Below are 25,700 nucleotides of genomic sequence, written 5' to 3'. Positions count from 1 at the left end.
CGTCGCCTAGATCAGGTGCCGTCGTCGTCAGTATCAGTCGGTGTTCGAGGTTCCGCCTTTCCTGAAACGTCGCCAATCCAGTCAACCTGACCGTCGTCACGAAGAAATTCGGGTCGGAAACCCTCTCTGAGGGTAACGGAGCGAGTCGAAATGTGGCCGGCTTCGCGCAACCTCTCGCAGTACTTGTGAAGCGACGAAGCGTCTTCCGTCAGTATGAAGTGAATGCCTTCGTGGCTGGCTTGTGCGATCAGCTTCGCGTCATCTCGAACCGCCGCTCTCGTATCTCCAGCGTCTCGTACGCCAAGAGCATTCCAGACCTCAGCCGCCTTCTGTCCATGAACGATGTTGAAGTGGAGACTCCTGAAATTGCCTAGCGGAAGATCGGATATCGGCTGCTTGATGCCGAACTCGGAGGCCACAATGGCCGAGAGATACATTGGAATGTTCTTTTCGAGCAGGTGGCGATAGTACTGCTTCGCGGTCAGGTGGTTCGGTCGATCCGATTGGACGAGCGAAATCAGAAAGCTCGTATCCAGTAGTACCGAGGCGCTCACCCGTTGGCGCTCCGAAGATCTTCCAGCCAAGTTGACGGGACATCGGACCAAGCTTTGGTGCCCTTTTCGACCATGGCATTGAACTCTGCTTCGTTCCACCCGACGGGTTCGCTTTGAAACGACAGGAGGCGCAGATGACGAAGCTCGCCGGTCCTCAAATTTTCCTCCGCGCCAACATGTAGCAGAACAGCCTTGTATAGGCGGTTCTTCTCTTCCGCCGCGAGTAGTTCCTGACTGGCTGCGATCGTCACTACCCTGCCGCTGAGAAGCCTGAGATGTACGTTAGCCTTGGTTGTGCCCCCTAAGTCAGTAACTTGACCTTGGAGATACTTCTCCACCGGAATCCACATCGCGTCTACCTGGTTCCGGAAATCAGTTCCTGCGTCTATGCGTAAGCCAAGGCCTCCGCCAAGATCATTCAGCGAGTAAATGCGATGGGGATTCTTGCGCGCAGCCCTTTGCCAGCCTTCCACGATCATCGCACGCTTGGGGTCGATGAGACCCAGCGCCAACGGATTGTGGAGCAGCGCGAGGTCTGACCAAAGTCTCGAAGCAGACAGTAGGCCGCTGGCAATGATCGCTAGCGAACCTTCTTCGATCGACACCATGACCTCGGCGGGATCGACGTCCTTCGTCGATCCACGAAGAAAGTCGGCAACTTCGCTTTGAAACTGGCCGAGCAACGCCAGCGGTATACGCGCTGGCCCCACCTCGACATCGTCGATGCGGTCTCTTAGAGCGAACCGAATGGTGTTTATGGTCTGCATGCTGTCGATTCTATCGCTGATCGGCGCACGGGTTGAGACGCGCCAGATTGGAAGTCTGCCGGACGAAGCCAGGACGCCTTCTCGAGCGGAGCATTAGGCCCGCCAACCGCTATGAATCGCGACGATGCCGGCGTTGAGGTTGCGGTACTCGGCACGGTCGAAGCCGGCCTCGCGCATCATCTGCTTGAGGGTTTCCTGGTTCGGGTGCTTGCGGATCGACTCGGCGAGGTATTGGTAGCTGTCGGCATCGTTGGCGATCAGTTGGCCGAGACGCGGCAGCACCTCGAAGCTGTGCAGGTCGTACAACGGACGTAGCAGCGGGTCGCTGACCTCTGAAAACTCGAGCACCATGGCCTTGCCGCCCGGCTTGAGCACGCGGCACATTTCGCGCAGCGCGGCCGGTTTGTCGGTGACGTTGCGCAGGCCGAAGGCAATGGTGACTGCGTCGAAATGGCCGTCCGGGAACGGCAGCGCTTCGGCGTTCAGCCGCACGTAGCGCAGGTTGCCGACGAGGCCGCGGTCGGTCATGCGGTCGCGGCCGACACCGAGCATCTCGGCGTTGATGTCGCCGAGCACGATCTCGCCTTCGGCGCCGACGCGCTCGGCCAGCAGGGCGGCGACGTCGCCGGTGCCGCCGGCCAGGTCAAGCACTCGCGCGCCGCGGCGCACGCCGCTGGTGGCGACGAAGTGGCGCTTCCACAGTCGGTGGATGCCGAACGACATCAGGTCGTTCATCAGGTCGTACTTGTCCGCGACCGACGTGAACACGCGGCCGACCAGCTTCTGCTTCTCGTGCCAGTCGACCTCGCGGTAGCCGAAGTCGATTTTTCCCCGTGTATCGGTCATTGCGGTATCACCTCGGGCGCGATTCTAGCCGAGCGCGCGGCCGCTTCAGGTGCCGATCCAGGAGTCGATCAGATGGCGCGAGATCGAGAAGCGCGGCGACAGCTTGACCGCGCCGCTGGCGAGTTCGGTGCGTGTGAACCAGCGCACGTCGGCCATTTCGCTACCGATGCGGATGTCCTGCGAAGTCGCCTGCGCGATGAAGCCGAGCATCAGCGAGGCCGGGAACGGCCACGGCTGCGAGCCGATGTAGCGACAATCGCCAACACGCACGCCGGACTCCTCGAAAGTCTCGCGACGCACCGCATCCTCCAGGGTTTCACCGGGCTCGACGAATCCGGCGAGGGTCGAGTAGCGGCCTTCCGGCCACGATGCCTGGCGGCCGAGCAGGGCGCGTTCGCCATCGTGCACGAGCATGATCACGCAGGGGTCGGTGCGCGGGAAGAAGGCAGCGCCGCAGGCCGCGTTGCTGCACAGTGCGCGATGGCCGCCGGCGCTGAACAGCGTGTGTGCGCCGCAGACGCCGCAGTGGCGCGAGCGCGACTGCCAATAGGCGAGCGAACTCGCGAACGCGGCCAGCCCGGCTTCCTGGGGCGGCAGGTTGGCTGCGGCGGCGCGCAGTTCGGCGGCCACGGCGCTGTGGATGGCGACGAACTCGGTGTGCTCGTCGTCGCGCAAGGTCAGTGCAAACAGCGTGCGCGCGTCTTGCTCGCCCAGGAACAGGAAGCGGTCGAAGTCGAAGCGCTCGCGCAGCAGTGGCAGTGGGATGCTGAGCAGTCTGGGTTCGGGTGGCGCGAGCAGCACCTCGCGACTGCCGCGCAGCACGATCACCTGCGCGAGGTCGTCGTCGAAGCGCGCCCGCAGCCACCCGGCGTCTTCGCGCGATTCGCCGAGGCGGTCGAGGGCTCCGGCGACAAACGCGAAGTCCATGCCCGTGCTCAGACCGTGAACGACGAGCCGCAGCCGCAGGTCGTCTTCGCATTCGGATTGCGGATCACGAATTGCGCGCCCTGCAGGTTTTCGCTGTAGTCGATCTCGGCGCCGCCGAGATACTGCAGGCTGAGCGGATCGCAGAGCAGGGTGACGCCATCGCGCTCGATCGCCAGATCATCTTCCTCGGGCGTTTCCTCGAAGCTGAATGCGTACTGGAAACCGGAGCAGCCGCCGCCCTGGATGTAGACGCGCAGCTTCAGCGCCGGGTTGTGCTCCTCTTCGATCAGCTCGCGCACCTTGCGCGCTGCGGCCTCGGAGAAATGCAGCGCGGCGCCGGCGTTGTCGTGATAGCTGGGAGTGGCGGTTGTGTTCATGGCGAGTGCTTCCGTCGGCGGCGGCGCGTCAGACGCGCTTGGCATCGAGCTTGGACTTGTCCTTGGGTTCGACCTTGGCCTCGAGCGCGAACTCGGCGTCGCTCGTCGCCTTCGCCGCTTCCGGCTTGACGGCTTCGGGCCTGGGCAACTGCTTGCGTGGCTCGTCTTCGCGCACGACGCGACCGGTGATCTGCGCGCCGGCGGCCATTTCCAGCACCTTGTAGTGGACGTTGCCATGCACGCGTGCCTGCGCCGCCAGTTCCACGCGTTCGCTGGCGATGACATCGCCCTTCATCACGCCGTTGATGATGACGTGGGGTGCGCGCACTTCGCCTTCGACCGAGCCCTGGTCGGAAATGGTCAGCACGGCGTCGGGTGCGCCGTCGGAAATGACGGTGCCGACGACGTGGCCGTCGACGCGGAAGCCGCCGGAAAAACTGATGTCGCCCTTGATCCGGGTCTTGGCGCCGATCAGCGTATCGATCGACATCGTCGGGCGGTTCGCATTCTTGTTACTTCCAAACATGTTCATCTGCTCCGGTGGCGAGTGCCTGGTCCCAGGGGAAGCTGCGCTCGAGTTGGTCGCCCTGCGCGGATTTCACCACGAGCACGATGCGATTGGGGATGAATCCTTCCGGCAGCACGAAGCTCATGTCGAGTTCCTGGAAGTACTTGAACGAGAACTGCGGGTCGGCTTCCGGCTTGCGTTGCGCCACGTCGGCCCAGGCGAGCGTGCGCAGCATCTGTTCCTGCATGCCCTCGATGCGGATCTGCGCAGAGCCTTCGGTCACTTCGCCCTTGCGCAGGTTCTGCGTCAGCGTCGCGCGCAATTCGTGGCCACCGCCGGCACCGATGCGGCGCAGCGCGAGTTGCTGCACGGTGAGGCCTTGGCGCGGCGTCTTGCCGCCCATCAGCCGCTGATAGAAAGCGATGTCTGCGCGCAGCGAGGCGATTTCGGCTTCGCGTGAGGTCAGCGACTGCTGCAGCGCCTCGTTGGCGCTGCGCGAGACCTGGTCGGAGCGTTCGCTGACGCTGAGCTTGAGCTTGGACTGCTCCAACTCATCGTGCAGCGCATTCAGGCTGGCCTCGGCCTGGCCCAGTCGTTGCTGCATGGCGAGCAGCCCGGGAGCGGCGCGATAGGACGCGACCAGCCAGACCACCGTCAGGCTGGCGACCCAGGCCAGCACGAGTGCGATCCACAAGCGTCGCGCACGCGCCGGGTCGTGCGCCTGCACGATCAAGCGCGTCGAGCTGGAGTGGGTCTTGAACGGATTGCGCATGCGTGGCCACGGCGGCGAACGCGTCTTATAGCCGGCGCCGTTCGGCGCCGGCAAGGAAACAAGTAACGATTAACGGAATTTGAACTCGAACGCGACCGCATTGCGACCCGGATCGACCACTTCGAGATCGATCGTGGCGGTCGCCTCTGGTTGCAGCCCGCGCGCCAGCGCACGCGCGTCGACCAGATAATCCTGCGGCGCCAGTCGGCGCATCGCGATGCGCTGCTCGTCGAGATCGGACAGGGTGATTTCGACGATCGGATACGGTTGCGTGAAGGGTGCGCGATTGAGCAGCGTGGCCGAGATGATCAGCGCCCCGGACTGGCTCGGATGCGGCCGCACATCGCGCGAGACCAGCGCAATCTGGCCGATGTCTGCGCGTGGCGGCAGCCGGCAGTTCAGGCGCAGACACGCGGCATCCAGCCACGGTCGCAGCCGGGGTTCGGCGAGCCACCAGCCGCGCCCAGCGTAAGTGCCTTGTGCGAGAAGTGCGAGCAGCAGCACGACGTTGCCGTAGCGCAGTATTCGGCTGCTGCGCGGCCGCGGTGCGGGCGCATGCACGAAAGCGGGCGCCGGTGCCGGTTCGTCGTTGTCCGCATCGATTGCGAACAGATCATGCTGGCCGGCCTTCGGGCGCATCGCCGGCACGTCGAGGATCGGCAGTGGTCCAGGGTGGTGGCGCTCGAGTTGCCCGACCGGCTCCGGCGGCAACTGGTCGACGAGTGTGGCCAACGTATCGAACTCGGCACGACACACCCCGCAGCGCGCCCGCCCGTGCGCATGCGTCAGCGCCGAAGCCGGAATCCGGTAGATCGTCATGCACTCGAGGCACTGGGTATACATCGCCGCGATTATGCCGCAGCGGATGCACAAGCACCTTTGATATCTTCGGCCTCGGCGCCGAGAATCAGATCCCTGTGTCTATCAGGCAGGTAACTCGAACCCGTCAGAGAACAGACTGGCTCCAACAGTCGTGATGGCGATTTCGGGCTGGCCGATAGGAATGTCACCCGGCACCCCTGTTACGTCGGGATCATTCGGTTCGACTCGCACGCCGGAATACGACTGTGCTGGGAAATTCTGACAAATGCCGCGCTGAGTCCTTCGAGAACGAGCGGAAATCTGCTCCGTCGAAACAGATTTCGTAGCGAAGTAGATCTGGTCATCATCCATCTGAACCACAAAACCGCCCGAGATTGGCGCGCCCGCTCCGTGGGTCACATAGCCTTGTCCACTACAGTCGGTGGTCGTGAAGTGGACGAACTCATCCAGTGACCGGTTGCTGTTGCTCACGTGATGGCGAGCGAATGAGCTGTCAACGTCATCGATCGCCCAGACGTACCCGGTCGGTGAAACTATCAGATACCCGGAGTTAGACATCGTGCTGATGTAGGCGACGCCTGTGTAGTACCCGAGAACACGGCCATTGGCATCCCGAACCACGGGGCTGGATGCTGAGACTGCTCCGCACAAAAGCAGGGCACAGAGGGCGGCGACAATTCTGGGGGCAATCATGACTTCGTTCTCCCAAGCAATGGCACCGGTGTGTCCTTTGAACTTGGAGAGTGCTAGTTCAAGTGCAGCAACATGCCTTTGTGCATCTCGTTGCCACTGATCAATCGGTTTGTCGTTCATCTGGAGTCGATCCCTGCGCAAGACGCGTCCCTCGATCATGCCGCAGCGCGCTCAGCGGCGGATGGCGGCGATCATGCGACGTGCGCCAGGTCGAGATGGATTTCCACGGCATCGAAGGGCACGCGCACGGTGCCGGCGTCGTCGCGTTCGACGAGGCCAAGTGCTTCGAGTGCGGCGATGTCGGCGTGGACATTGGAGTAGTTGCGTTCCGCCGCCTTCGCCAGCGCATAGACGCTGCACACGCCCCGGCGCCGCAGCGTTTCCAGCAGTTCGATTCGCGCCGGAGTGAGTTCCGAGAAAAGCGTGCGCGCGGATTCGAAATGCAGCCGATAGTCTGCTTCGCCGCTGCGGCCAAGTTGCGCAGCGGCGGTGTCGAACACGTTGCCGCGGCGGGCGAGGTCGATGATTGCTTTCATTGCTCGTTCTCCCGGGTTTCGACATCGCGACGGAAATCCGCTAGCAACTGCGCGACCGAAACGAAGACATAGGGCTGCTCGCAGCCGTCGATATGCCGATGATCGCCCTTGTCGCGCTCGTTGTCGTAGCGAACCCGGCACGCGCCCGCAGTCCCGAAAAACAAGCGGTACTTGTACCGGTGAACGCACGGTGGCACGGGCGTATCCAGTTCCCACACCACAAGTTCGACGATGCTGCCGTCGTCACGAACTTCCTTGGCTCGAATGGTGGATCGACTCGCCATGTATTGCATCATAGCAATACATCGCTCAGGGGCGCCATGGTGGGCCAAGGCCACTGTCAGTCGATTCTGGGCGGAGCGGGCGCGCTCAGCGGCGGATGGCGGCGATGCGGACCCAGTCCTGCTGCTGCGTGGTGCTGATCGCGTCGAAGTCTTCGCGGTAGGCGGCGGCGACTTCGTCGGCCTGGTCGGCGAGGATGCCGGAGAGCACGAGCGGGGTGCCGCTGCGGCAGTGCGCGGCGAGGGTCGGCTGCAGCGCGACCAGGGCACCGGCGAGGATATTGGCGACGACGACATCGGCGCTCAGTGCGGTCGGAACTTCCTCGGGCAGGTACAGATCGAGTTGCGCGGCGACGCCATTGCGTTCGGCATTGTCGCGGCTGGCGAGGATTGCCTGCGGGTCGTTGTCGATGCCGATCGCGCGCGCCGCGCCGAGCTTGAGCGCGGCGATCGCGAGGATGCCGGAACCGCAGCCGAAATCGAGCACGGTCTTGCCGATCAGGTCGAGGCCGTCCAGCCACTCCAGGCACAGCGCCGTGGTCGGGTGGGTGCCGGTGCCGAAGGCGAGGCCGGGATCGAGGCGCACGATCACCGCGTCGGAATCGACGGGTGGTTCGATGGTGGACGGGTAGATGAAGGTGCGGCGCCCGAACTGCATCGGCTGGTAGGTGTCCATCCAGGCGCGCGTCCAGTCGGCATCGGCGACCTCGCGTGTGGCGAGCTTGTCCGGTGTCAGCCATGGCACCATCAGTTGCAGCGCGTCGAACAGGCCGATGCGATCGATGTCGTCGGGGAACAGTGCACGCACGGTCACCTGCGGCCACAGCGGTGTCTCACCCGGGCCTGGTTCCAGGATCGGGTGATCCTCGCCATCGAGCAACGTGATCGACGCCGCTTCCAGATCCTCAAGCGCCGCCTCGACCCGCGACAGCGAGCGTTGTTCGACTTCGATCGAGAGTTCGAGCCAGGCCATGGGTACGCTCCTTCGCCTACAAGCCGATCGGCTTGTCCTTGCGTTCGGCGATGCGCTTCTCGAGGTAGTGGATGTTCATGCCGCCCTGCTGAAATCCGCGGTCGGCCATGATCCGGCCCTGCAACGGGATGTTGGTCTTGATCCCGTCCACGACCATCTCCGCGAGCGCCACGCGCATGCGCGAGATCGCCTGGGCGCGGTCGGTGCCATGCACGATCAGCTTGCCGATCATCGAGTCGTAGTTCGGCGGGATGCGGTAGCCGTCATAGATGTGGGTGTCGACGCGAACACCGGGGCCGCCCGGCGCGTGGAAGCGCGTGACCATGCCCGGGCAGGGCATGAAGTTGTCCGGGTCCTCGGCGTTGATGCGGCACTCGATCGCGTGCCCGCGCAGCACCACATCGCTCTGGCGGATCGACAGCTTCTCGCCGCCGGCGATCAGCAGCTGCTCGCGCACCAAGTCGATGCCGGTGACCAGTTCGGTGACCGGGTGTTCGACCTGGATGCGCGTGTTCATCTCGATAAAGTAGAAGCGGCCATCCTGGAACAGGAACTCGAAGGTGCCGGCGCCGCGGTAGCCGATGCGGATGCAGGCTTCGACGCAGACCGCACCGATCTCGTCGCGCTGCGCCGGCGTGATCCCGGGCGCGGGCGCTTCCTCGACCACCTTCTGGTGGCGGCGCTGCATCGAGCAGTCGCGCTCGCCGAGATGGATGGCGTTGCCCTGGCCATCGGCGAGCACCTGGATCTCGACATGGCGCGGGTTCTCGAGGAACTTCTCCATGTACACCATGTCGTTGCCGAACGCGGCCTTGGCTTCGGCTTTGGTGGTGGCGATCGCGTTGTGCAGCGCCGGTTCGGTGTGCACCACGCGCATGCCGCGACCGCCGCCGCCGCCGGCGGCCTTGATGATCACCGGATAGCCGATGTCGCGGGCGATGCGCGAGTTCTCGTCCGGGTCTTCGCCGAGCGGTCCCCCGGAGCCGGGCACGCAGGGCACGCCGGCCGCCTTCATTGCGCGAATCGCTTCGACCTTGTCGCCCATCAGGCGGATCACGTCCGCGGTCGGGCCGATGAAGACGAAGCCGGACTTCTCGACGCGTTCGGCGAAGTCGGCGTTTTCGCTGAGGAAGCCGTAGCCGGGATGGATCGCCTCGGCGTCGGTCACTTCGGCGGCGGCGATGATGCGCGGAATGTTCAGGTAACTGTCGGACGCCGGTGCCGGGCCGATGCAGACCGACTCGTCGGCCATGCCGACGTGCTTGAGGTTGCGGTCGACGGTGGAATGCACCGCCACCGTCTTGATCCCGAGCGCATGGCAGGCGCGCAGCACCCGGAGCGCGATTTCGCCGCGGTTGGCGATGACGACTTTGTCGAGCATCTGGGCGCGCTCAGCCAATCACGAACATGGGTTCGTCGAATTCGACCGGCTGGCCGCTGGTCGTGAGGATGGCCGTGACCGTGCCGGAGATGTCGGCCTCGATCTGGTTGAACATCTTCATCGCTTCGATGATGCCGAGCACGTCGCCGGCCTTGACCTGTTGGCCGACTTTCACGAACGCAGGCGCGTCCGGATTCGGCGAGCCGTAGAAGGTGCCGACCATCGGTGCGCGGATGACGTGGCCGTCGGGCAACTCGCGGCCACCGCCGTGGGCGCCATCGACATGCGCGTGATGCTGGCCACCGGCGCTCGGGCGCTGCTCGACGTGGACGTGGGTGACCGGCGCCGCGGCAGCCGGTGCCGGCATCATCATCGGCATCTGCTTGGGCATGCGCGCGAGACGCACCACTTCCTCGCCTTCCTTGATCTCCAGTTCGCTCAGATTGCTGGCTTCGAGCAGGTCGATCAGCTTCTTGATCTTGCGCAGGTCCATCGTCTTCTTCCCCTTTTGCGTCCGAGCCTCAAGCTCAGATCCCCGTCTGGATGCCATCGACCTTCTCCTGTGCGAGGTGGCGGATGGCGGCGTTCATGGCGTACTCGTAACCGTCCGGCCCGAGGCCGGCGATCACCCCGACCGCGCGGTCGGAAAACAGCGAGCGATGCCGGAATGGCTCGCGCGCGTGGACATTCGACAGATGCACCTCGATGAAGGGCAGGCCGGCGGCGGCCAGCGCGTCGCGGATGGCGACGCTCTGGTGCGTGAACGCGCCCGGATTGGCGATGATGAACGCTGTTCCGTCCGTTCTCGCGCTGTGCAGGCGTTCGATCCAGGCCAGTTCGCTGTTCGACTGCAAGGTGTCGCACGCGTGCCCGTTCGCTGTTGCCTGCGCGCGCGCGGCCTGCTCGATCGCCGTCAGCGTCCCATGGCCATACACCCCCGGCTCGCGCTCGCCGAGCAGGTTCAGGTTCGGACCATTGAGCAGCAGGATTCTCGCCACCGGCGCTTCCGTCAGAGAAACGTAGTCTGCAGCGCCGACACTATCCTGTCCAGATCGCCGCAGAATCGCCGGCATTTCACGGTAAATCGGCGCTTGAAACGTGTGTTCGAAGCGTATGGAGGGGTTACGCCGAACCGCCGGCGGTTTCGGCGATCAGGAATGCCACATCGTCGTGCGTGGCGACCAGTCCCTGATCGAGCGTTGCCAGCTTCAACCCGTGGTGGCGGGCGAGACCGGCCAGGTAGGCGTCGGTGATCTGCTGGTGGCCAAGCGTCGTGCGCCAGTCGGCGTCGCGAACATCGATGTCCGCGGGGACGAAGAAATGCCGTCGATCCATGCACAGGCTTTCCAGCACTGCACCGATCTGATGAATGCTGATGTCGCGGCGGAGTTGCTTGACGATGCGCAGGAAGCCCAGTTGCGTCAGCGGACAGGTGGCGAAACGGTCGTCGATGGTGGCCACCCAGCGCTCGGCAGCCGCGTTGTGCACGTGATCGTCCAGTCCGAGTGCCAGCAGAACGCTGTTATCCAGCAGAAAGCCGGACATCACTCTTCCAGCGACTTGAGTTCTGCCGGGGTCACCGGGCGGCCGACCGAGAGCTTCAGAAAGCCGGTCATCGGACTGCGGATGAGCCCGGTCTTCGGGTCGGTGTTGAGGCCCAGGGCCTGATCGCTCAGCGTCAGCAGCAGCGTGCCGAGATTCATGCCCTTGGCCTGCGCCAGTTGCTTCAGTCGTCGGTGGGCCTGATCCGGAATGTCGATCGTCGTGCGCATGGGTTTCCCCGTTTGATGCGCGCGCATCATGATGCGCCGCAAATCCGGCGTCAAACTCTGCGGGTCGCGGAGCGTCGCCGCCGTGCCGCTGCGGTTACCTGCGTAGCTCCTGGCAAGCGCCGCTTGCTAAGGTCGCCGGCGTCCCTCTGGAGCCCGCATGAGCACGCCAAACCAGTTCGCATTGTTGAAGGAACGCCGCTTTTTGCCGTTCTTCCTGACCCAGGCGCTGGGTGCGTTCAATGACAACGTCTTCAAGAACGCGCTGATCATCCTGATCACCTTCCTGACCGTCGGCCTGACCGAGGCACAGGAGCACCAGTACACCAACTTGGCTGCGGGCCTGTTCATCCTGCCGTTCTTCCTGTTCTCGGCGACTTCCGGGCAACTGGCCGACAAGTACGACAAGGCGCGGTTGGCGCAGGCGGTGAAGCTGCTTGAGATCGCGATCATGGTCGTGGCGGCGATCGGGTTCACGCAGTCGAACATCCCGCTGCTGTTGGCCACGCTGTTCCTGATGGGTCTGCACTCGACCCTGTTCGGGCCGCTCAAGTACGGCATCCTGCCGCAGGTGCTCGACAACAAGGAGCTGGTCGGCGGCAACGGCCTGATCGAGATGGCGACGTTCCTGGCGATCCTGCTCGGCACCCTGCTGGGTTCGAGCCTGATCCGCATCGAGGGCGATGGCCACTTCTGGGTGTCCGCCGCAACGATCGGGCTGGCGCTGCTCGGTCTTGGCACCGCGTTGGCCATGCCGAAAGCGGCGCCGGTCGACCCCGATTTGAAGATCAACTGGAACCCGTTCAGCGAGACCTGGCGCAACGTGCAGCTGCTGCGCGGCAACCGTGCGGTGCTGCTGTCCTGCCTCGGCATTTCCTGGTTCTGGTTCTTCGGTTCGATGTATTTCACCCAGTTGCCGAGCTACACCAAGCAGGTGCTGGGCGGCGACCCGGGCGTGTACACGATGTTGCTGGCGCTGTTTTCGATCGGCATCGGCCTTGGTTCGATGCTGTGCGAGCGCCTGTCCGGGCACAAGGTCGAGATCGGGTTGGTGCCGTTCGGCGCGATCGGCATGACCGTGTTCGGCGCCGACCTGTTCTTCGCCTGGCCGAACCCGGCCGGCGAACAACACCTCGCCATCCGCGAGTTTCTGGTGCAGCCGGGGGCTTGGCGGGTGCTCGGCGACCTGGTCGCGATGGCGGTGTTCAGCGGTTTCTTCATCGTGCCGCTGTTCGCGCTGGTGCAAAGCCGTTCCGACCCGAAGCGACGCTCGCGCATCATCGCCGCGAACAACATCCTCAACGCCCTGTTCATGGTCATCGCGGCGGCGGTCGCGGTGCTGCTGCTGAACGTGTTCAAGTTCTCGATTCCGCAATTGCTGCTCGCGACCGCGGTGCTGAACGCGATCGTTGCGATCTACATCTTCACCCTGGTGCCCGAGTTCCTGATGCGGTTCCTGATCTGGATCATCATCAACACGCTGTATCGGCTGAAGGTGGAGGGGCTCGACAAGGTGCCGGACGAGGGTCCGTGCTTGGTCGTCGCCAATCACGTCAGTTTCGTCGACGCGCTGATCATCGGCGGCAGCGTGCGTCGCCCGATCCGCTTCGTGATGGACCACGGCATCTTCAAGATCCCGGTGTTGAGCTTCATCTTCCGCACCGCCAAGGCGATTCCGATCGCTTCCGCAAAGGTTGATCCGGCCCTGCTTGAACGCGCCTATGCCGACGTCGATCGGGCGCTGGCGGAGGGCGAGGTGGTCGGCATCTTCCCCGAGGGCGCGATCACCCGCACCGGCGACATCCTGCCGTTCCGACCGGGCATCGAGCGCATCCTGGCCGCGCGCCCGGTGCCGGTGGTGCCGATCGCGTTGCGCGGCCTGTGGGGTTCGCTGTTCTCGCGCAAGGACTCCGCGCTGGGTCGCGCGCGCTTGCCGCGCCGATTCTGGTCGCGCATCGCGCTGGTCGTCGCCGACCCGGTGCCGCCCGCACAAGCCAGTGCCGCCGCACTCGAAGCGAAGGTACGCGAGATGCGCGGGGACTGGGCTTGAACGGCGGACTGCGGGTATATATCGTGGTCGATACCGAAATGGAGAAGCGCCATGAGCCAGACCGCGAAGTTGTTCAGCAATGGCCGCAGCCAGGCCGTGCGCCTGCCCAAGGAGTTTCGTTTCGAGGGCAGCGAGGTTTATGTGCGGCGTGATCCGCAAACCGGAGACGTAATTTTGTCGCAGCGTCCGAGCGACTGGTCCAAGTTCTTCGAAGTACTGAAAGGAGCGAATTTTCCGGCGGACTTCCTGAGCCCGGAGGAGCGCTACCTGCCGGAGGTTCCGCGCGATCCATTGGCTGACCTGTGATGGTGGGTCGCTTCCTGCTCGACACCAATACCGTCAGCAAGTTGCTGCGTGAGGAGCCCTTGGTCATGCGTCGGGTCGCGAGAGTGCCAACCCACGCCATGGTGATTTCGTCGGTGACGGCGGGAGAGCTTTGGTACGGGCTGGCCAAGCGCGCGGTGACCACTCGCTGGTCGGTGGTCGTCGAGGCATTTCTGGAGCGCGTGGATGTGGTCGCGTTCGATCATGCGGCTGCCCGACGATTCGGCGAGCTGCGCGCTGATCTGGAGCGGCGCGGCAAGTCGCTGGCATCGTTCGACTTGCAGATCGCGGCGCATGCCTTGGCTCTGGAGCGTGTTCTGGTCAGCAATGATGCGGCGTTCCGTCAGGTGCCGAACCTGCGGCTGGAAGACTGGTGCATCTAGCTGCGGTCAAGTCAGCGTAAACGTCAGCCGCGCGCGCACTTCGTCGACGATGGCGGGCAGTTCGCGCAGCGGCGGGCGCGGCCAGCTGCAGGCGGCGAGGTCGTGCAGCAGGCCGCGCTGGCGCAGTGCGGCGTGGAAGCGCTGCAGCTTGCCCTTGAGCGGTTGCGTCAGCAGCGTGTGCACCGGGACACCGACGGCGCAGGCTTCCGAGATCATGTTGACCGAGTCCGGCGAGACCACGATGCGGTCGGCGAAGGCGAGCATCGCGGCGTAGGGATTGGCGCCGTCGCGTTCGTCGAGCCAGATGCGGGCGCCGAGTTTCAGCGCGTGGCTGCGGATCAGTTCACGCAGTTTCGTTGGCGTGCGCCGCGAGGCGCTGACCGCGAGCGTGCCGATCTCGCGGCGCTGTGCGGCGAGTTGGTCGAACAAGCGGCCGAGCCAATGCGCGTCAATCGACTGCGCACGGTTGGGGCCGCCGATCAGTACGCTGGTCCAGGGCCTCGGCAGTTCGGCGAAGTCGCGAAAATCCTGGCGCGCACGCGCCAGCCAGGGTTCGTCGACCGGATGCAGGGCGCCGAGCGTGCGCAGCACCTTGGGGCCGCCGAGGTCGTCGTGCTCGGGCACCACCAGCAGGTCGAAGTCGTCGAGCTTGCAGCGCGGGTCGAGGATTTGCAGCGTGAACACCTCGCGCCCGCGTGCGCGTTTCAACGCGCGCAGTGCCAGCGCCGCCTGGCGTCCGCAGCCGATTGCGAGCAGTGGGCCCGATGCGTCGCGCACCGCTGCCGGCAGCGTGCCGATCGCGCGTTCGGGCAGATGTGGCGCCAGCCAGCGCGAAAAGTGCGGGAACGCGATCTCGACCGGGCGTGCGTCGTCGCGCAGCGCCTGCGCCAGCGCAGTCGCCTGACGGCGGTTGCCGGCGGCGTGGTCGCTGATGGCGAGGACGGAGGCAAAACGGTGTGCGGGCATCGGGCTGAGCCTAGCAGTGCGCCCGGGGCGGGTCAGCCGCTTGCGATGGCGCGTGCGCGGCCGTGAACACCGCGGCCGACGTTGCAATCAGACACACTGTTGCTAGGCTCGGCGCAACTTCTGATGGAAACCGGGCGCGGACGACCGATGCGCTCGCCGAAGTGGAGGACGACGATGTCGACTGCGTTGCGTTCCTGGACAGGCTCGATGGCGGTCGCCGCATTGCTGCTCGCGCAACGGGCCGTGGCCATCGACGACTACCGGCTCGACGATGGCGTCAAGGAACTCGGTATCGGCGTGCAGAGCGTCGGCGCGAACTCCTTCGCCTGGCTCAACCGCTTCGTGGTGCAGCCGGGCCACGAGACCATCACCGCAGTACGCGTTGCGTATGGCGGTGGCGCCGCGCAGTCCAACATCGGCAATGGCCAGGCGGTCAGCGTGTTTCTGTGGGCCGATGTGAACCAGGACGGCAGCCCCAGTGATGCGGTGGTGCTGGCCAGCGTCGCCGGAACGATTGCCGGCAGCGGCACCAACGCATTCACCACCTATGCGCTGACGACGCCGCTGACCCTGAGCGCCGGGCAGTACTTCTTTGCCGGCGCCATCGTCAGTTACAACGGCCAGGTGCTGGTCGGCAGCCTCGACACCGACGGCACCGACAGCATTCCAACCTATCCGCCGAACCAGCACAGCTTCGTCGCCAGCAGCAACAACGGCGTGCCTGTCGATGCCAACGCGCTGGCTTCGGCGCAGGGACCGGTGGCGCCGGTCAGCGCCGCGATTTTCGGCGGCAGCAGCGACGCCACCTGGATGATCCGCCTGAACGCGCCGCCACCGTTCACGCCGCAACTCGACCTTCAGCCCAATCCTGCCGACTTCGGCGTGGTCGATGTTGGCAGCGTGTCCGGTTCGCGTCTGGTGAGGTTGAGCAACACCGGTACCGCGACTCTGAACATCGGTTCGATCGGCACCGCGCCGGCGCCCTTCCTGGATGCGCCCGGCGGCACCTGCGGGCCGACGCCGTTCGGCCTCGCCCCTGGGGGTCAATGCGAACTTCGCTATGCGTTCGCGCCGACCGTCGTGGGTGCTGCCGCCGGCAACGTGGTGATCACCAGCAATGCACCGACGTCGCCCGATACCCTGGCGCTGAGCGGCATCGGTGGAGCGCCGGTGCCGCTGATCGCCCCGGCCGGCATCGATTTCGGTGCGGTCGATGTGGGCGCGGTGTCGGGGCCGCAGATCATCACCCTGGGCAATGCCGGCACCACGCCCTGGGTGGTCAATGACGTACAGCTGCTCGGCGCGCCGCCGTCGCCGTTCGCGGTACTGCTCGCGAGCTGCCCGCCGCTGCCGTTCGCGCTGTCGCCGGGCGTCTTCTGCGACCTGCACGCGTACTTCGCGCCGACTGCCATGGGTATCCAGGTGCGTGACTACGAGGTGACCGGCCACACCCCGGCCGGAGCCGCCGTGTTCCAGTTGCGTGGTCGCGGCGCGCTGTTCGGCGACAGCTTCGACTGATTGCAGGCCTGCAAGAACCGATTGCGGCGGCCCGGCTTGCGTCGCGGGCGCGAAGCCTCGAACCTGCACGCCCACGCCACTCCATGGAACCGAACATGAACCAGCCCCTGTCGCAGGACGCACTGGACCAGATCTTCCTCGAAGCGCGCACCTTTGCCAGCAATCCGAACCCGTGGCAGGAGCGCGCAGTGCCGGACGCGCTGCTGGAACAGGTCTGGAATCTGGCGCGCATGGGCCCGACCGCGGCCAATTGTTCGCCAGCGCGGATCGTGTTCGTGCGTTCGCCCGAAGCCAAGGCGCGCCTCAAGCCGGCGCTCGATGCCGGCAACGTCGAGAAGACGATGAGCGCGCCGGTCACCGCCATCCTCGGCATCGACATGCAGTTCTACGAGAAGCTGCCCTACCTGTTTCCGCACGCGAATGCGCGCAGCTGGTTCGCCGGCCAGAGCGACGAGCAGCTGTATCCGGGCGCGTTGCGCAACAGCTCGCTGCAGGGCGCCTACCTGATCGTCGCCGCGCGCGCGCTTGGCCTCGACTGTGGGCCGATGGGCGGCTTCGACGCCGCCCAGGTCGACGCCGGGTTCTTCGCCGGAACCAGGGTGCGCAGCAATTTCCTGATCAATCTCGGCTACGGCCGCAGCGACACGCTGCATCCACGCAGCCCGCGCCTGGCGTTCGCCGACGCCTGTTCCATCGTCTGACCCTGCCCCGCAACGGAGCTCCGCCATGCACAAGTCTTTCGCCCCGCTCGCCATCGCCGCGCTGTTCGCCGCCGCACCGCTTGCCGCCGCCGAACGCTACGAGTTCGACAAGGCGCACACCAGCATCCTGTTCTTCGTCGAGCACCTGGGATTGTCGGAGGTGCAGGGCGAATTCCGCGCCTTCGAGGGCGAACTGTCGGTCGATCCGGATGACCTCGCCCAGTCCAGCGTCAACGTCGCCATCGACGCCGCCAGCATCGACATGGATGTCGAGAAGCTCAACGAGCACCTGAAGAGCAGAGACTTCTTCGACATCGCCAACCATCCGAAGCTGACGTTCAAGAGTGGCAAGGTCGAGGTCAGGGGCGAGAACGCGCTGATGGTGACCGGCGACCTGACTCTGCTCGGCGTGACTCGGTCGGTGACGCTGGACGTGAAGCTCAAGCGCGTCGCTGCGCATCCCTTCGCCAAACGTCCGGCGCTCGGCTTCCATGCCGAGGCGACGATCCAGCGCAGCGACTTCGGCATGAACTACATCGTCGGTTCAGTCGCCGATGTGGTGAGGATCCGCATCGATGGCGAGAGCATCCAGGCGGCGCCGGCCGCGAACGCAACACCCTGAACCAACGGTGGATCGGGTGGGGCGTCGTCGTCAACGGCCGGCGAGGCGCGACGTTGTAGGCTGCGCACCGGCCCGCTGCGGGTCGGCCACCGGAGATGACGATGAACCTCAAGCTTTCCCTCGCCTTGTGCGGTCTGGTTGCGGCAACGGCGCTGGCCGTGCCAGGTGCTGCCGTGGCCGATGCCGAGCGCCTGCTCGGCAGCACGCGCCTGACCAAGATCGAGAACGATACCGACGTGATTCGCTTCAAGAAGTGCCGGCGCGGCATCAACGCCGTGCAGCTGCGCGTTGAGCGCGGCCAGGTCGAGATCGAGAAGCTGTGGGTGCGTTACGCCAAGGGCGGGGTCGAGTACCTCAACGTGCGCGATCGCATCGGACAGGGCGGTCATTCGCGCTGGATCGATCTCAACGGCGGCGAACGTTGTCTCAAGGCGGTCGGCGTGATCGGCGACACCGAGCTGTCGCGCGACCAGGCACGGGTCGAGGTGTGGGGACGCTGAGCGCTGCTCGCGGCGGCTCGCGCACCCGCTGCGGGCCGCCTACAATGCGCGCCTGATCTTGAGGAAGCGCCGATGTCCGCGAATGCCCCCCGAACCGCCAACAGCGAACGCGTCTACGCGGTGAAGCGCGCCGACCTGCCGGTGTCCTGCCCGGCGCCGGACATGCTGCTGTGGAACTCGCATCCGCGCGTGTACCTGCCGCTCGAAGACCAGCCGGAAGCGCGCTGCATGTATTGCGGTGCGCTGTATCAACGCGTCGACTGACGCGCGGCCGCGGCCGGTGTCGCGCCCCCTGACCGTGGTGCAACTGCTGCCGGCGCTTGACTCCGGTGGCGTCGAACGCGGCACCCTCGAAATCGCCCGCGCCCTGGTTGCGGCCGGGCAGCGTTCGCTGGTGGTCTCCGCGGGTGGACGGCTGGTCGATGCATTGACGCGCGAGGGCAGCGAACACATCGAACTCGACGTCGGGCGCAAGTCGCTCGCCAGCCTGTGGCAGGTGACGAAGTTGCGCCGCCTGTTCGCCGAGCGCGGTGCCGACATCGTGCATGCGCGTTCGCGGCTGCCGGCGTGGCTGACCTTCCTGGCCTGGCGCGGCATGGAGCGGACCATGCGCCCGCGCTTTGTCACCTCCGTGCATGGGCTCAATTCGGTGGGTTTCTATTCGGCGGTGATGCTGCGCGGGGAGCGCGTGATCTGCGTCTCGCAGACCGTGCGCGACTACGTGCTGCGCCACTATCCAAACACGGATGCCTCGCGCCTGCGGGTGATCCCGCGCGGCGTAGACCCGCTCGAGTTTCCGCATGGCTATCGTCCGGACAGCGACTGGCGCAGGCGATTCGTCGCGGAGCACCCGGCGTTGTCGACGCCGGCACCGTGGCTCTGTCTCGTCGGGCGCGGCTCGCGCATCAAGGGACACCGGCACGCGATCGAACTGGTCGCCGACCTGCGCGAGCAGGGCTGCGACACGCGCCTGATCCTGCTCGGCGTCGGCGAGCCCGGGCGCGAGCGCTATGTCGATGAGTTGCGACGGCTGGCGCAGCGGCGCGGCGTCGGCGATGCGGTGGCGATGACGCCGCCGCGGGCCGATGTGCGGGATGTGATGGCCTCGTGCCGACTGGTGCTGCAGTTGTCGTCGCAGCCCGAGGCCTTCGGGCGCACGGTGCTCGAAGCCTTGCATCTCGGCGTGCCGGTACTCGGTTACGACATCGGCGGTGTCGGCGAACAGCTGCGGGCGCGGTTCGCGCAGGGCGCGGTGGCGCCGGGAGACGCGGCTACGCTGGCCACGCGCGCACGCGAGTTGCTGCAGCAGGACCTGGGTCCGCCGCCCTTTTTCAGCCATGGTTTGGCGCAGATGCAGGAGGCTACCCTGTCGCTGTACCGTGAGCTGCAGGAGGCGCCGCGTCGATGAACTTGAGTCCCCGTCAATTGGCCGCGGTGCTGTGCCTGTGGTCGGTGCTGTTCCTGCTGCCGTTCGGGCGCGCGGCCGAGCTGCCGATCGTGATCGGAGCGCTGTACGCGATCGAGGCCTGCGTGCGCGATCCCGCGCGCTTGCGCGGTGCGCAGTATCGCCTCGCGTTCCTCGCGTTCTCGGCGTACTGGCTGCCGGAACTGGTGTCCGCGTTCGACAGCGTCGCGCCGCGCAAGAGCTGGACCGAAGTCGCCACCGATCTGCGCTACCTGCCGTTCGCGGTGTTCACCGTGGACGCGTTGGTGCTCGCCGCGGCACGCCGGCAACTGGCGTGGTGGAGTGCACTGCTGCTGCTGTTCTGGATTCTGGACGCGCTGGCGCAGTCGGCGTTCGGAGTCGGTTTCGGCGGCGCCTTGGAGAGCGATCGCGTCAGCGGCATCTTTGGCGACGACAACCTCAAGCTCGGGCCGGTGCTCGCGGTGCTGGCGCCGATCGCCGTGCTGGTCGCGCTCGACCGCTACGGGCGCGCGTTCGCACTCGCGATCTGGGCCCTTGCCGCACTGGCGGTGCTGCTGGCCGGTGCGCGCGGCGGCTGGATCAGCTTCGCGGTGGTGACGTTGGCGCTACTGTGGCGCGTCGCCGCTTCGCCGCAGCGCTTCGTTGGCGGACTGCTGTTGGCGGGAGTGGCTGCGGCCGCGACCATCGCCACCAGTTACCAGCTCTCCGAGCGCTTTGCCGCGCGAGTGGATCGCACACTCGCCGCTTTCGACGGCACCCGCGGCGGGCTCGAAACCGCGCTCGCCTACCGCGCCTCGATCTGGCAGACCGCGCTGGACATGAGCCTCGCGCATCCGTGGAACGGCGTCGGCGTGCGCGCGTTTCGCCACGACTACCTCGACCACGCCGCCGTCGACGATCAATGGCTGGCCTTGAATCCGGGGCAGGGCGCGTTCCATGCACATCATTGGGTGCTCGAGGTCTCGTCCGAAACCGGCGCCTTCGGGCTGGCCTGCTGGTTCGCGCTCTGGGTCGTGTTGTGGCGGCACTGGCGCGCGCTGGCGCGTGAACAGCGCCACGGCGTTGCCGCGTACAGCATCGCGCTGCTGGCGATGCTGTTTCCGCTGAACACGCATTTCGCGTTCTATTCGAGCTTCTGGTCGAACCTGTATTTCTGGCTGCTGCTGGTGTGGATCGCGCAATTGCCGCCGGCGCGCGAGCGCCTGCCATGAGCCGCCCACCGCTTTCGGCGGTGGTGACCACGTTCAACAATGCCGCCACGCTCGATGCCTGCCTGGCCTCGCTGGCATTCGCCGACGAAGTGCTGGTACTCGATTCCGGCAGCAGCGACGGCAGCATCGAGATCGCCAGGCGGCGCGGTGCGCGCGTGCTGGCCGAGCCGTTCAAGGGCTACGGGCCGCAGAAGCAGAGCGCGATCGACCAGGCCTTGCATGACTGGGTGCTGTTGCTCGACGCCGATGAGGCGCTGACCGCGGACGGCGCCCTGTGCGTGCATGCCGAGCTCGCGGCGCCGCAGGCCAGCGGCTATGACTTGCCGCGTTGCGAGCGCATGTTCTGGCGTTGGCAGCATCCGTGGAGCAAGCACAATCTCCACCTGCGTCTGTTCGACCGGCGCGTGCATCGGATGGGCGACGACCCGGTGCATGCCGCGCCGCGGCGCGACCGCGGCCGCGTGCTGCGCCTGGATGCGTTGCTGCTGCACCAGGGCGAGATCGACATCGCCAGCAAGGTCGATCGCATCAATCGCTACAGCAGCGGGCTTGCGGGGGGGCGCAGCCGGCGCGGCGCGTCGCTGCTGCTGAAGCTGCGCCTGCTCGCCTATCCGCCGCTGGTGTTGATCAAGCACTGGCTGCTGAAGCGTCAGTTCCTGAATGGCTGGGCCGGATGGATTGCATCGGTGAGCATGGCCTACCACGCCTTTCTCAAGGACGCGAAGGCGCTCGAGTGCATCGAGCAGGCGCGCGACGATGGTTCAGTCGCGCGCCGGTTCGCGCAGCAGGCGCAGGGCGAGGAAGCCGATCGCGAGCGCGGCGGCGACCAGCACGCTCCATAGCGCCCAAGCGCGATACGGCGGCGCGGGTGGCGCCGGCTTCAGCGCGGCCTTGCCGGTGCGCTCGCTGCGCACGCCGAGGCTGGCGCGCGGCGGTGTCCAGCTGGCGCCGAATTGGGCGCGCAGCTCACGCATCAGCGGTTCGATCGGGAAGTCCTGGCGCAATGCGCGCGCGCTGCCGGCCACGAGCAGCAGCCGCGCCGGGCCCTGGTGCGCGACCAGGAACACGTCCGGGCGATAGCCGACATCGACGATCGGCGTGCCGATGTCGGGTTCGACCGTGAGCCGCCAGCGCTGGCTGCGGGTAGTCGGGAAGGCGAGGCGGTTGCGTACTAGGCTGGCGTCGCCGACGGCGATGTCGAACGCCGTATCGCTGGCCAGCGTGCGCCACCATTCGCCTTCGCGAACCGCCAGCGTGATGGTCGCGAGCGCGCCGCCGTCGCCGAGGTCGATGCGCGCCGCACTGACCGGCAAGGCCGGCGGCAGGTGGAAGCGAAAGGTGTTGGCGACGCTCTCGTCACGCACCAGCGCTGCGCGCTGGTACTGCCGTTCGCGGCCCGGCGGGGTTTCGTATTCGGCGAGCACGCTGACGATTTCCAGGTCGGCGGGGACCGGCACCACGCTCAGGCGCAGGGCGTCGCCCTCGAAGTCCGACAGTGCCAGGCGGGTTTCGCCGAGCCCGCTGGCGAGCGAATACGAGTGCGCCATCACCTCGGCATGCACGGCGCCGCTGCGACGCCGGCCCTCGACGCGCCAGCGAGCGTTCACCGGCATCGCCGCGCGGTGGCGCCAGCTCACGCGCAGGCCGCGGATGCTGGCGGCTTCGGGCACGCGCGAACGCAGCGCCAGCGTCAGCCGTTGCGGGCTCGGGAAGGCGACCGGCACCTCGCGGCTGGAGGTCGGCTCGCGCGTGCTGCCGCCGATCTCGAGCGCGTACGGCGCATCGCGCCAGGGCGTGTCGGGCGCGACCGGGAGCGGGCCGAAGCTGACGCTGCGACCGCTTTCGGTGAACAACGCGAGGTCGCGGCCGTCGCTGCGCGTGATCGCGGCGTAGATCTCCGGCGTCAGTGCCAGTTCGTGCACGTCGCCGCTGCCGAGATCGAGCGGCCACTGCCAGGCGAAGTCGTCCGGAGTGGCGGCCCGCGTCGCGGAAGTCGCCAGACCCAGTGCCAACAGCAGTCGCTTCATGGCGTCGCCTCCGGCTCGCGTGCCGGCATCGGCGCGAAGTAGCCGAGCGCGACGAACAGCACGCCGACGCCCAGTACCGAGGCAATGCCGGACAGGGTGCCGAGGAAGTGCATGTCGATCAGCAGCAGCTTGAGCACCACCACACCGAGCAACGCCGCGCCGGCGATCCAGGCGCCGCGGATCATCGCGCGCGCGCCAAAGCCCATGGCTGCGGCACCGAGCAGGGTCCAGGTCCAGGACAGCGCTGCGTGTGCCTTCGGCCGGCCGAGCAGGTCGAAGCTCCAGCTTTCCTGGCCCAGGTGGTGCACGCCGCGCAGCACTGCTGCCGACAATGCCACGAAGGCGAGCAGGGCAAGCAAGATGCGCAGCGCGTCGGCGCCTCGACCGAGTTCTCGGGTCGCGAACCGTGCGATCAGCAGCAACACGAAGACCTGGCTCAACTCCAGCGGGTTGAGCAGTGGCAGGTAACCGATGGGCGGCGTGCGTCCGGGCAGCAAGCAACCGATCAGCACGTAACCGGTGCCAGCCAGCAGCAGCGGCCACATCGGGCGTTGGCGGTAGTGCGCGAACTGCTCGCGCAGCGGCCAGCCGAAGAGATCAAGCCCGGACAGCAAGGCCGCCAGTCCCAACCAGAATGGCAGCATGGTCAGCACGAAGCGCCAGTCGCCGCCGAGTCCGGCGAGCAGTCCATCGGGGATCTGCGGATACAGGCCGCTGCGCGCATACACCTCGAACGCGGCGAGCGACGGCAGCGCCAGCCAACCGAGCGCATGCGCCCAGCCCAGCCCGCGCGGCCAGGGTTCGCGCAAGAAGTGCAGGGTGGCGAAGACGCAGGCGAAGGCCAGCGGCCAGATCCAGGCGCCCTGGTGCGACAGCGGCGAGCCGGCGTCGTCGGCGGTCATCGGCACGAACAGCCACAGCGTCGCCAGCAGCAGGAAGCCCGGCCAGGCGAACGCGCGCAAGCCGCTCGGCGCGCGCAGCAAGGCTGCGATCGCCGCCGAGAGTGCGACGAAGGCGAGCACGGCATGCGACTCGTGCGGATGGCCAACCAGGCGATCGACTTCGATCACGCCGCCGACGTACCAGGCGCCGAAGCCGTAGGCCGCGAGCGCGCCGATCAGCGGGTGGCTGGCGTGCGCGCGGGTGTAGCGCCAGGCGCTGAACAGCGCGGCCATGGCGATGGCGAGTGCCCCGAGCGTGCGCGGATTCATTATCGCGACGGCGTCGGCGGTCGCCGCGGGCGTGTCCAGCAACGCAAACAGCGCCACCGCCTGCAGGCCGATACCGGCAAGGCGCAGGCGCCGTTCGTCCTGATGCAGCCCGATCCACACCAGCAGCGCGCCCTCGATCGCCCACAACACGGTGGTGGTGCCGCTGGTGAAGGCGAGCGGGAACACCAGGGTCACGAACACCAGCGCCAACCCGGCGTAGGCGGCGCGCCAGCGCGCGAGTTGCGCGTGCTGCCAGACGAAGCGTGCGAGCCCGACGTAGATCAGCGCCATCACCAGCGCGGTCAGCGCCAGGGCCGGACGGTCGTCGTGCAGCATCGCGCTTTGCAGGGCGAAGCCGACCAGCGGCGTGCCGAACACCAGCGAGCCCTCGACATGGTCGCGCCGCGTCGGATCGAGGCCACGCAGCGTCGGCAGCAGCGGAATCGCGAGGTAGAAGAAGAAGAACGCGATCAGGAACGGCTCGGTGCTGGCGAAGTCCTCGGGCCGGTAACGGGTCACCCCCCAGAAGGTGCCGATCACGAAGGTGAACAGGAAGCCGAGCGTATTCAGCAGGCGCCAGCCGCGGGCCCAGCTCATCGCCAGGATGCCCAGGTTCAGGATCAGGTAGAACGCGAACAGGACGACGTGGTTGCCCTCGCCTTTGGAGGCCAGGATCGGCGCGGCAAAACCGCCGATGACCCCGAACACCGCAAGCCCGAGCGAGTTCTGCCGGATCGCGAGCAGCGAGCAGCCGGCGACCAGGATCACCAGCAACGCGAAGGTGCCTTCGGCGGGAATCAGGTGGTACAGGCGGTAGGCGGCGAATACCACCATCATCAACACGGCGATGGCGCCGCCCTGCAGGTTCAACGCGAAGATGCGCTTGCCCTCGCGCTGGCGCCAGCCGACCGCGAGCGCGGCGAGCGCGGCGGCGGCGATGGCGGCCAGGCGCATCTCGATCGGGAAGTCGAGCCAGCCTTCCTTGACCGCGAAACGCAGCAGCGCCCCGACGCCGATCAGCACCAGGCCGATGCCGATCTTGGCGATCCAGCTGCTCTCGAACAGCCAGCGCGCGATCGCGTTTGGTTCGCTGGTTGCGACCGGTGCCGGTGCGCGTTGCGGCAGCGGCGGAGGCTTGCGCACCGCTGCCTCCGGCGCGCGCTCGGGGATTTCGGTGGCAGCGGCCGCGAGCGCTTCCATTGCCTCCGTTTCCACCGCTGGCGCCTCAACGGCGGGCGCGATCGCGGCTTCGGCGATCGGCCTTGCCGGCAGTGGTGGCGGCAGCGGTCCCGACGCTGGAACGGGGTCGGCGGCTGCCGGTCGCGGACGCGCCGCGATCAGCTCCGCTCCCGGCTTCGCCTGCAGCATCTGCAGACGCGACTCCAGCGCATCGATGCGACTGCGCAGCGTGATCCAGGCGCCAGCGAGCGCGCCGATCAGCGCCCCGCCGAAAGCACCCAGCGCCCACTTGCCGGCTTCGGCACAGGCCAGGCCGACGATCAATCCGATGACTGCAAGCAACCAGGCCATGCGCGTTTTCCCGAAGTCAGCCGCG

Annotated in this window: 31 protein-coding genes; 11 read left to right on the top strand and 20 right to left on the bottom strand. The window is 66.5% G+C overall.

All coding sequences use genetic code 11. The annotated features are described in order from the left end of the window. Positions 1-11: 11 nt before the first annotated feature. From IPG63_03055 to IPG63_02975, 17 genes are all read right to left on the bottom strand, one after another. A complete protein-coding gene (locus IPG63_03055) occupies positions 12-554 on the bottom strand; it encodes a type II toxin-antitoxin system VapC family toxin (protein MBK6726233.1) in 543 nt (180 codons plus the stop codon). Continuing rightward, the gene (locus IPG63_03050; GenBank protein MBK6726232.1) at positions 551-1,321 is read right to left on the bottom strand and encodes a hypothetical protein; all 771 of its coding nucleotides are present in this window, start codon (positions 1,319-1,321) and stop codon (positions 551-553) included. Before IPG63_03050 ends, IPG63_03055 begins: the two co-directional genes overlap by 4 nt. A 93-nt stretch (positions 1,322-1,414) precedes the next feature. Continuing rightward, entirely contained in the window at positions 1,415-2,167 is a 753-nt protein-coding gene (gene ubiE, locus IPG63_03045; protein MBK6726231.1) for a bifunctional demethylmenaquinone methyltransferase/2-methoxy-6-polyprenyl-1,4-benzoquinol methylase UbiE, read from the bottom strand. Between the two features lie 45 nt (positions 2,168-2,212). Beyond that, entirely contained in the window at positions 2,213-3,094 is an 882-nt protein-coding gene (gene nudC, locus IPG63_03040; protein MBK6726230.1) for an NAD(+) diphosphatase, read from the bottom strand. 8 nt (positions 3,095-3,102) lie between these two features. Further along, on the bottom strand, positions 3,103-3,471 hold the full coding sequence (erpA, locus tag IPG63_03035) for an iron-sulfur cluster insertion protein ErpA (GenBank protein ID MBK6726229.1): 369 nt from the start codon (positions 3,469-3,471) through the stop codon (positions 3,103-3,105). Between the two features lie 28 nt (positions 3,472-3,499). Further along, a complete protein-coding gene (locus IPG63_03030; GenBank protein ID MBK6726228.1) occupies positions 3,500-3,997 on the bottom strand; it encodes a polymer-forming cytoskeletal protein in 498 nt (165 codons plus the stop codon). Continuing rightward, positions 3,984-4,751, bottom strand: a complete 768-nt coding sequence (locus IPG63_03025; protein ID MBK6726227.1) for a hypothetical protein — start codon at positions 4,749-4,751, stop codon at positions 3,984-3,986. The genes IPG63_03030 and IPG63_03025 overlap by 14 nt, the downstream gene beginning before the upstream one ends. Positions 4,752-4,820: 69 nt before the next feature. Continuing rightward, complete coding sequence (locus IPG63_03020; GenBank protein ID MBK6726226.1) at positions 4,821-5,570, bottom strand: DUF3426 domain-containing protein; 750 nt, start codon at positions 5,568-5,570, stop codon at positions 4,821-4,823. 105 nt (positions 5,571-5,675) lie between these two features. Further along, positions 5,676-6,386, bottom strand: a complete 711-nt coding sequence (locus IPG63_03015) for a hypothetical protein (GenBank protein ID MBK6726225.1) — start codon at positions 6,384-6,386, stop codon at positions 5,676-5,678. A 71-nt stretch (positions 6,387-6,457) separates the two neighbouring features. Next, the gene (locus IPG63_03010) at positions 6,458-6,802 is read right to left on the bottom strand and encodes a transcriptional regulator (protein MBK6726224.1); all 345 of its coding nucleotides are present in this window, start codon (positions 6,800-6,802) and stop codon (positions 6,458-6,460) included. Next, on the bottom strand, positions 6,799-7,086 hold the full coding sequence (locus tag IPG63_03005; GenBank protein ID MBK6726223.1) for a hypothetical protein: 288 nt from the start codon (positions 7,084-7,086) through the stop codon (positions 6,799-6,801). Before IPG63_03005 ends, IPG63_03010 begins: the two co-directional genes overlap by 4 nt. An 85-nt stretch (positions 7,087-7,171) precedes the next feature. Further along, on the bottom strand, positions 7,172-8,056 hold the full coding sequence (prmA, locus tag IPG63_03000) for a 50S ribosomal protein L11 methyltransferase (GenBank protein ID MBK6726222.1): 885 nt from the start codon (positions 8,054-8,056) through the stop codon (positions 7,172-7,174). Between the two features lie 16 nt (positions 8,057-8,072). Then, positions 8,073-9,437 carry an acetyl-CoA carboxylase biotin carboxylase subunit gene (gene accC / locus IPG63_02995; GenBank protein ID MBK6726221.1) on the bottom strand — a complete coding sequence of 455 codons (1,365 nt, stop codon included), beginning with the start codon at positions 9,435-9,437 and terminating at the stop codon, positions 8,073-8,075. Between the two features lie 10 nt (positions 9,438-9,447). Next, entirely contained in the window at positions 9,448-9,930 is a 483-nt protein-coding gene (locus IPG63_02990) for an acetyl-CoA carboxylase biotin carboxyl carrier protein (protein MBK6726220.1), read from the bottom strand. A gap of 34 nt (positions 9,931-9,964) precedes the next feature. Continuing rightward, positions 9,965-10,435, bottom strand: coding sequence for a type II 3-dehydroquinate dehydratase (gene aroQ / locus IPG63_02985; protein MBK6726219.1), 471 nt, complete (start codon positions 10,433-10,435; stop codon positions 9,965-9,967). A gap of 124 nt (positions 10,436-10,559) precedes the next feature. Beyond that, the gene (locus IPG63_02980; GenBank protein MBK6726218.1) at positions 10,560-10,982 is read right to left on the bottom strand and encodes a PIN domain-containing protein; all 423 of its coding nucleotides are present in this window, start codon (positions 10,980-10,982) and stop codon (positions 10,560-10,562) included. Further along, positions 10,982-11,239, bottom strand: a complete 258-nt coding sequence (locus IPG63_02975; protein MBK6726217.1) for a hypothetical protein — start codon at positions 11,237-11,239, stop codon at positions 10,982-10,984. Before IPG63_02975 ends, IPG63_02980 begins: the two co-directional genes overlap by 1 nt. A gap of 127 nt (positions 11,240-11,366) precedes the next feature. Here IPG63_02975 and IPG63_02970 point away from each other — a divergent pair, with 127 nt between their 5' ends. The 3 genes from IPG63_02970 to IPG63_02960 are packed head-to-tail and all read left to right on the top strand — an operon-like array spanning position 11,367 to position 13,963. Then, the gene (locus tag IPG63_02970; GenBank protein MBK6726216.1) at positions 11,367-13,256 is read left to right on the top strand and encodes an MFS transporter; all 1,890 of its coding nucleotides are present in this window, start codon (positions 11,367-11,369) and stop codon (positions 13,254-13,256) included. A 51-nt stretch (positions 13,257-13,307) separates the two neighbouring features. Further along, a complete protein-coding gene (locus IPG63_02965; protein ID MBK6726215.1) occupies positions 13,308-13,562 on the top strand; it encodes an AbrB/MazE/SpoVT family DNA-binding domain-containing protein in 255 nt (84 codons plus the stop codon). After that, positions 13,562-13,963: a type II toxin-antitoxin system VapC family toxin gene (locus IPG63_02960; protein ID MBK6726214.1), complete on the top strand. Its 402-nt coding sequence runs from the start codon at positions 13,562-13,564 to the stop codon at positions 13,961-13,963. Before IPG63_02965 ends, IPG63_02960 begins: the two co-directional genes overlap by 1 nt. A gap of 6 nt (positions 13,964-13,969) precedes the next feature. On the opposite strand, the gene IPG63_02955 is transcribed toward IPG63_02960, so the two are convergent. Beyond that, the gene (locus tag IPG63_02955; protein ID MBK6726213.1) at positions 13,970-14,929 is read right to left on the bottom strand and encodes a mitochondrial fission ELM1 family protein; all 960 of its coding nucleotides are present in this window, start codon (positions 14,927-14,929) and stop codon (positions 13,970-13,972) included. Positions 14,930-15,103: 174 nt separating this feature from the next. Here IPG63_02955 and IPG63_02950 point away from each other — a divergent pair, with 174 nt between their 5' ends. The 8 genes from IPG63_02950 (at position 15,104) to IPG63_02915 (ending at position 21,749) form a co-directional block, all read left to right on the top strand. After that, positions 15,104-16,447 carry a choice-of-anchor D domain-containing protein gene (locus IPG63_02950; GenBank protein ID MBK6726212.1) on the top strand — a complete coding sequence of 448 codons (1,344 nt, stop codon included), beginning with the start codon at positions 15,104-15,106 and terminating at the stop codon, positions 16,445-16,447. 95 nt (positions 16,448-16,542) lie between these two features. Next, positions 16,543-17,148 carry a malonic semialdehyde reductase gene (locus tag IPG63_02945; protein MBK6726211.1) on the top strand — a complete coding sequence of 202 codons (606 nt, stop codon included), beginning with the start codon at positions 16,543-16,545 and terminating at the stop codon, positions 17,146-17,148. Positions 17,149-17,173: 25 nt separating this feature from the next. Then, positions 17,174-17,770 carry a YceI family protein gene (locus IPG63_02940; GenBank protein ID MBK6726210.1) on the top strand — a complete coding sequence of 199 codons (597 nt, stop codon included), beginning with the start codon at positions 17,174-17,176 and terminating at the stop codon, positions 17,768-17,770. A 101-nt stretch (positions 17,771-17,871) separates the two neighbouring features. After that, the gene (locus tag IPG63_02935) at positions 17,872-18,270 is read left to right on the top strand and encodes a DUF2541 family protein (GenBank protein MBK6726209.1); all 399 of its coding nucleotides are present in this window, start codon (positions 17,872-17,874) and stop codon (positions 18,268-18,270) included. Positions 18,271-18,342: 72 nt separating this feature from the next. Then, positions 18,343-18,534 carry a zinc-finger domain-containing protein gene (locus tag IPG63_02930; GenBank protein MBK6726208.1) on the top strand — a complete coding sequence of 64 codons (192 nt, stop codon included), beginning with the start codon at positions 18,343-18,345 and terminating at the stop codon, positions 18,532-18,534. Further along, entirely contained in the window at positions 18,518-19,678 is a 1,161-nt protein-coding gene (locus IPG63_02925; protein ID MBK6726207.1) for a glycosyltransferase, read from the top strand. The genes IPG63_02930 and IPG63_02925 overlap by 17 nt, the downstream gene beginning before the upstream one ends. Continuing rightward, positions 19,675-20,907 carry an O-antigen ligase family protein gene (locus tag IPG63_02920; GenBank protein ID MBK6726206.1) on the top strand — a complete coding sequence of 411 codons (1,233 nt, stop codon included), beginning with the start codon at positions 19,675-19,677 and terminating at the stop codon, positions 20,905-20,907. Before IPG63_02925 ends, IPG63_02920 begins: the two co-directional genes overlap by 4 nt. Further along, positions 20,904-21,749 (top strand): glycosyltransferase family 2 protein, encoded by an 846-nt coding sequence (locus IPG63_02915; GenBank protein ID MBK6726205.1) that lies wholly within the window; start codon positions 20,904-20,906, stop codon positions 21,747-21,749. Before IPG63_02920 ends, IPG63_02915 begins: the two co-directional genes overlap by 4 nt. On the opposite strand, the gene IPG63_02910 is transcribed toward IPG63_02915, so the two are convergent. Next, positions 21,669-22,934 (bottom strand): DUF3999 family protein, encoded by a 1,266-nt coding sequence (locus IPG63_02910; protein ID MBK6726204.1) that lies wholly within the window; start codon positions 22,932-22,934, stop codon positions 21,669-21,671. The genes IPG63_02915 and IPG63_02910 overlap by 81 nt on opposite strands. Then, positions 22,931-25,675 carry a DUF2339 domain-containing protein gene (locus IPG63_02905; protein ID MBK6726203.1) on the bottom strand — a complete coding sequence of 915 codons (2,745 nt, stop codon included), beginning with the start codon at positions 25,673-25,675 and terminating at the stop codon, positions 22,931-22,933. Before IPG63_02905 ends, IPG63_02910 begins: the two co-directional genes overlap by 4 nt. Positions 25,676-25,700 lie beyond the last annotated feature (25 nt).

The sequence above is a fragment of the Lysobacterales bacterium genome (assembly GCA_016703225.1).
Lineage (GTDB): Bacteria > Pseudomonadota > Gammaproteobacteria > Xanthomonadales > Ahniellaceae > JADKHK01.
Note: the sequence above shows the minus strand (reverse complement) of the source record. Positions and strands in the feature narration are given on the sequence as shown.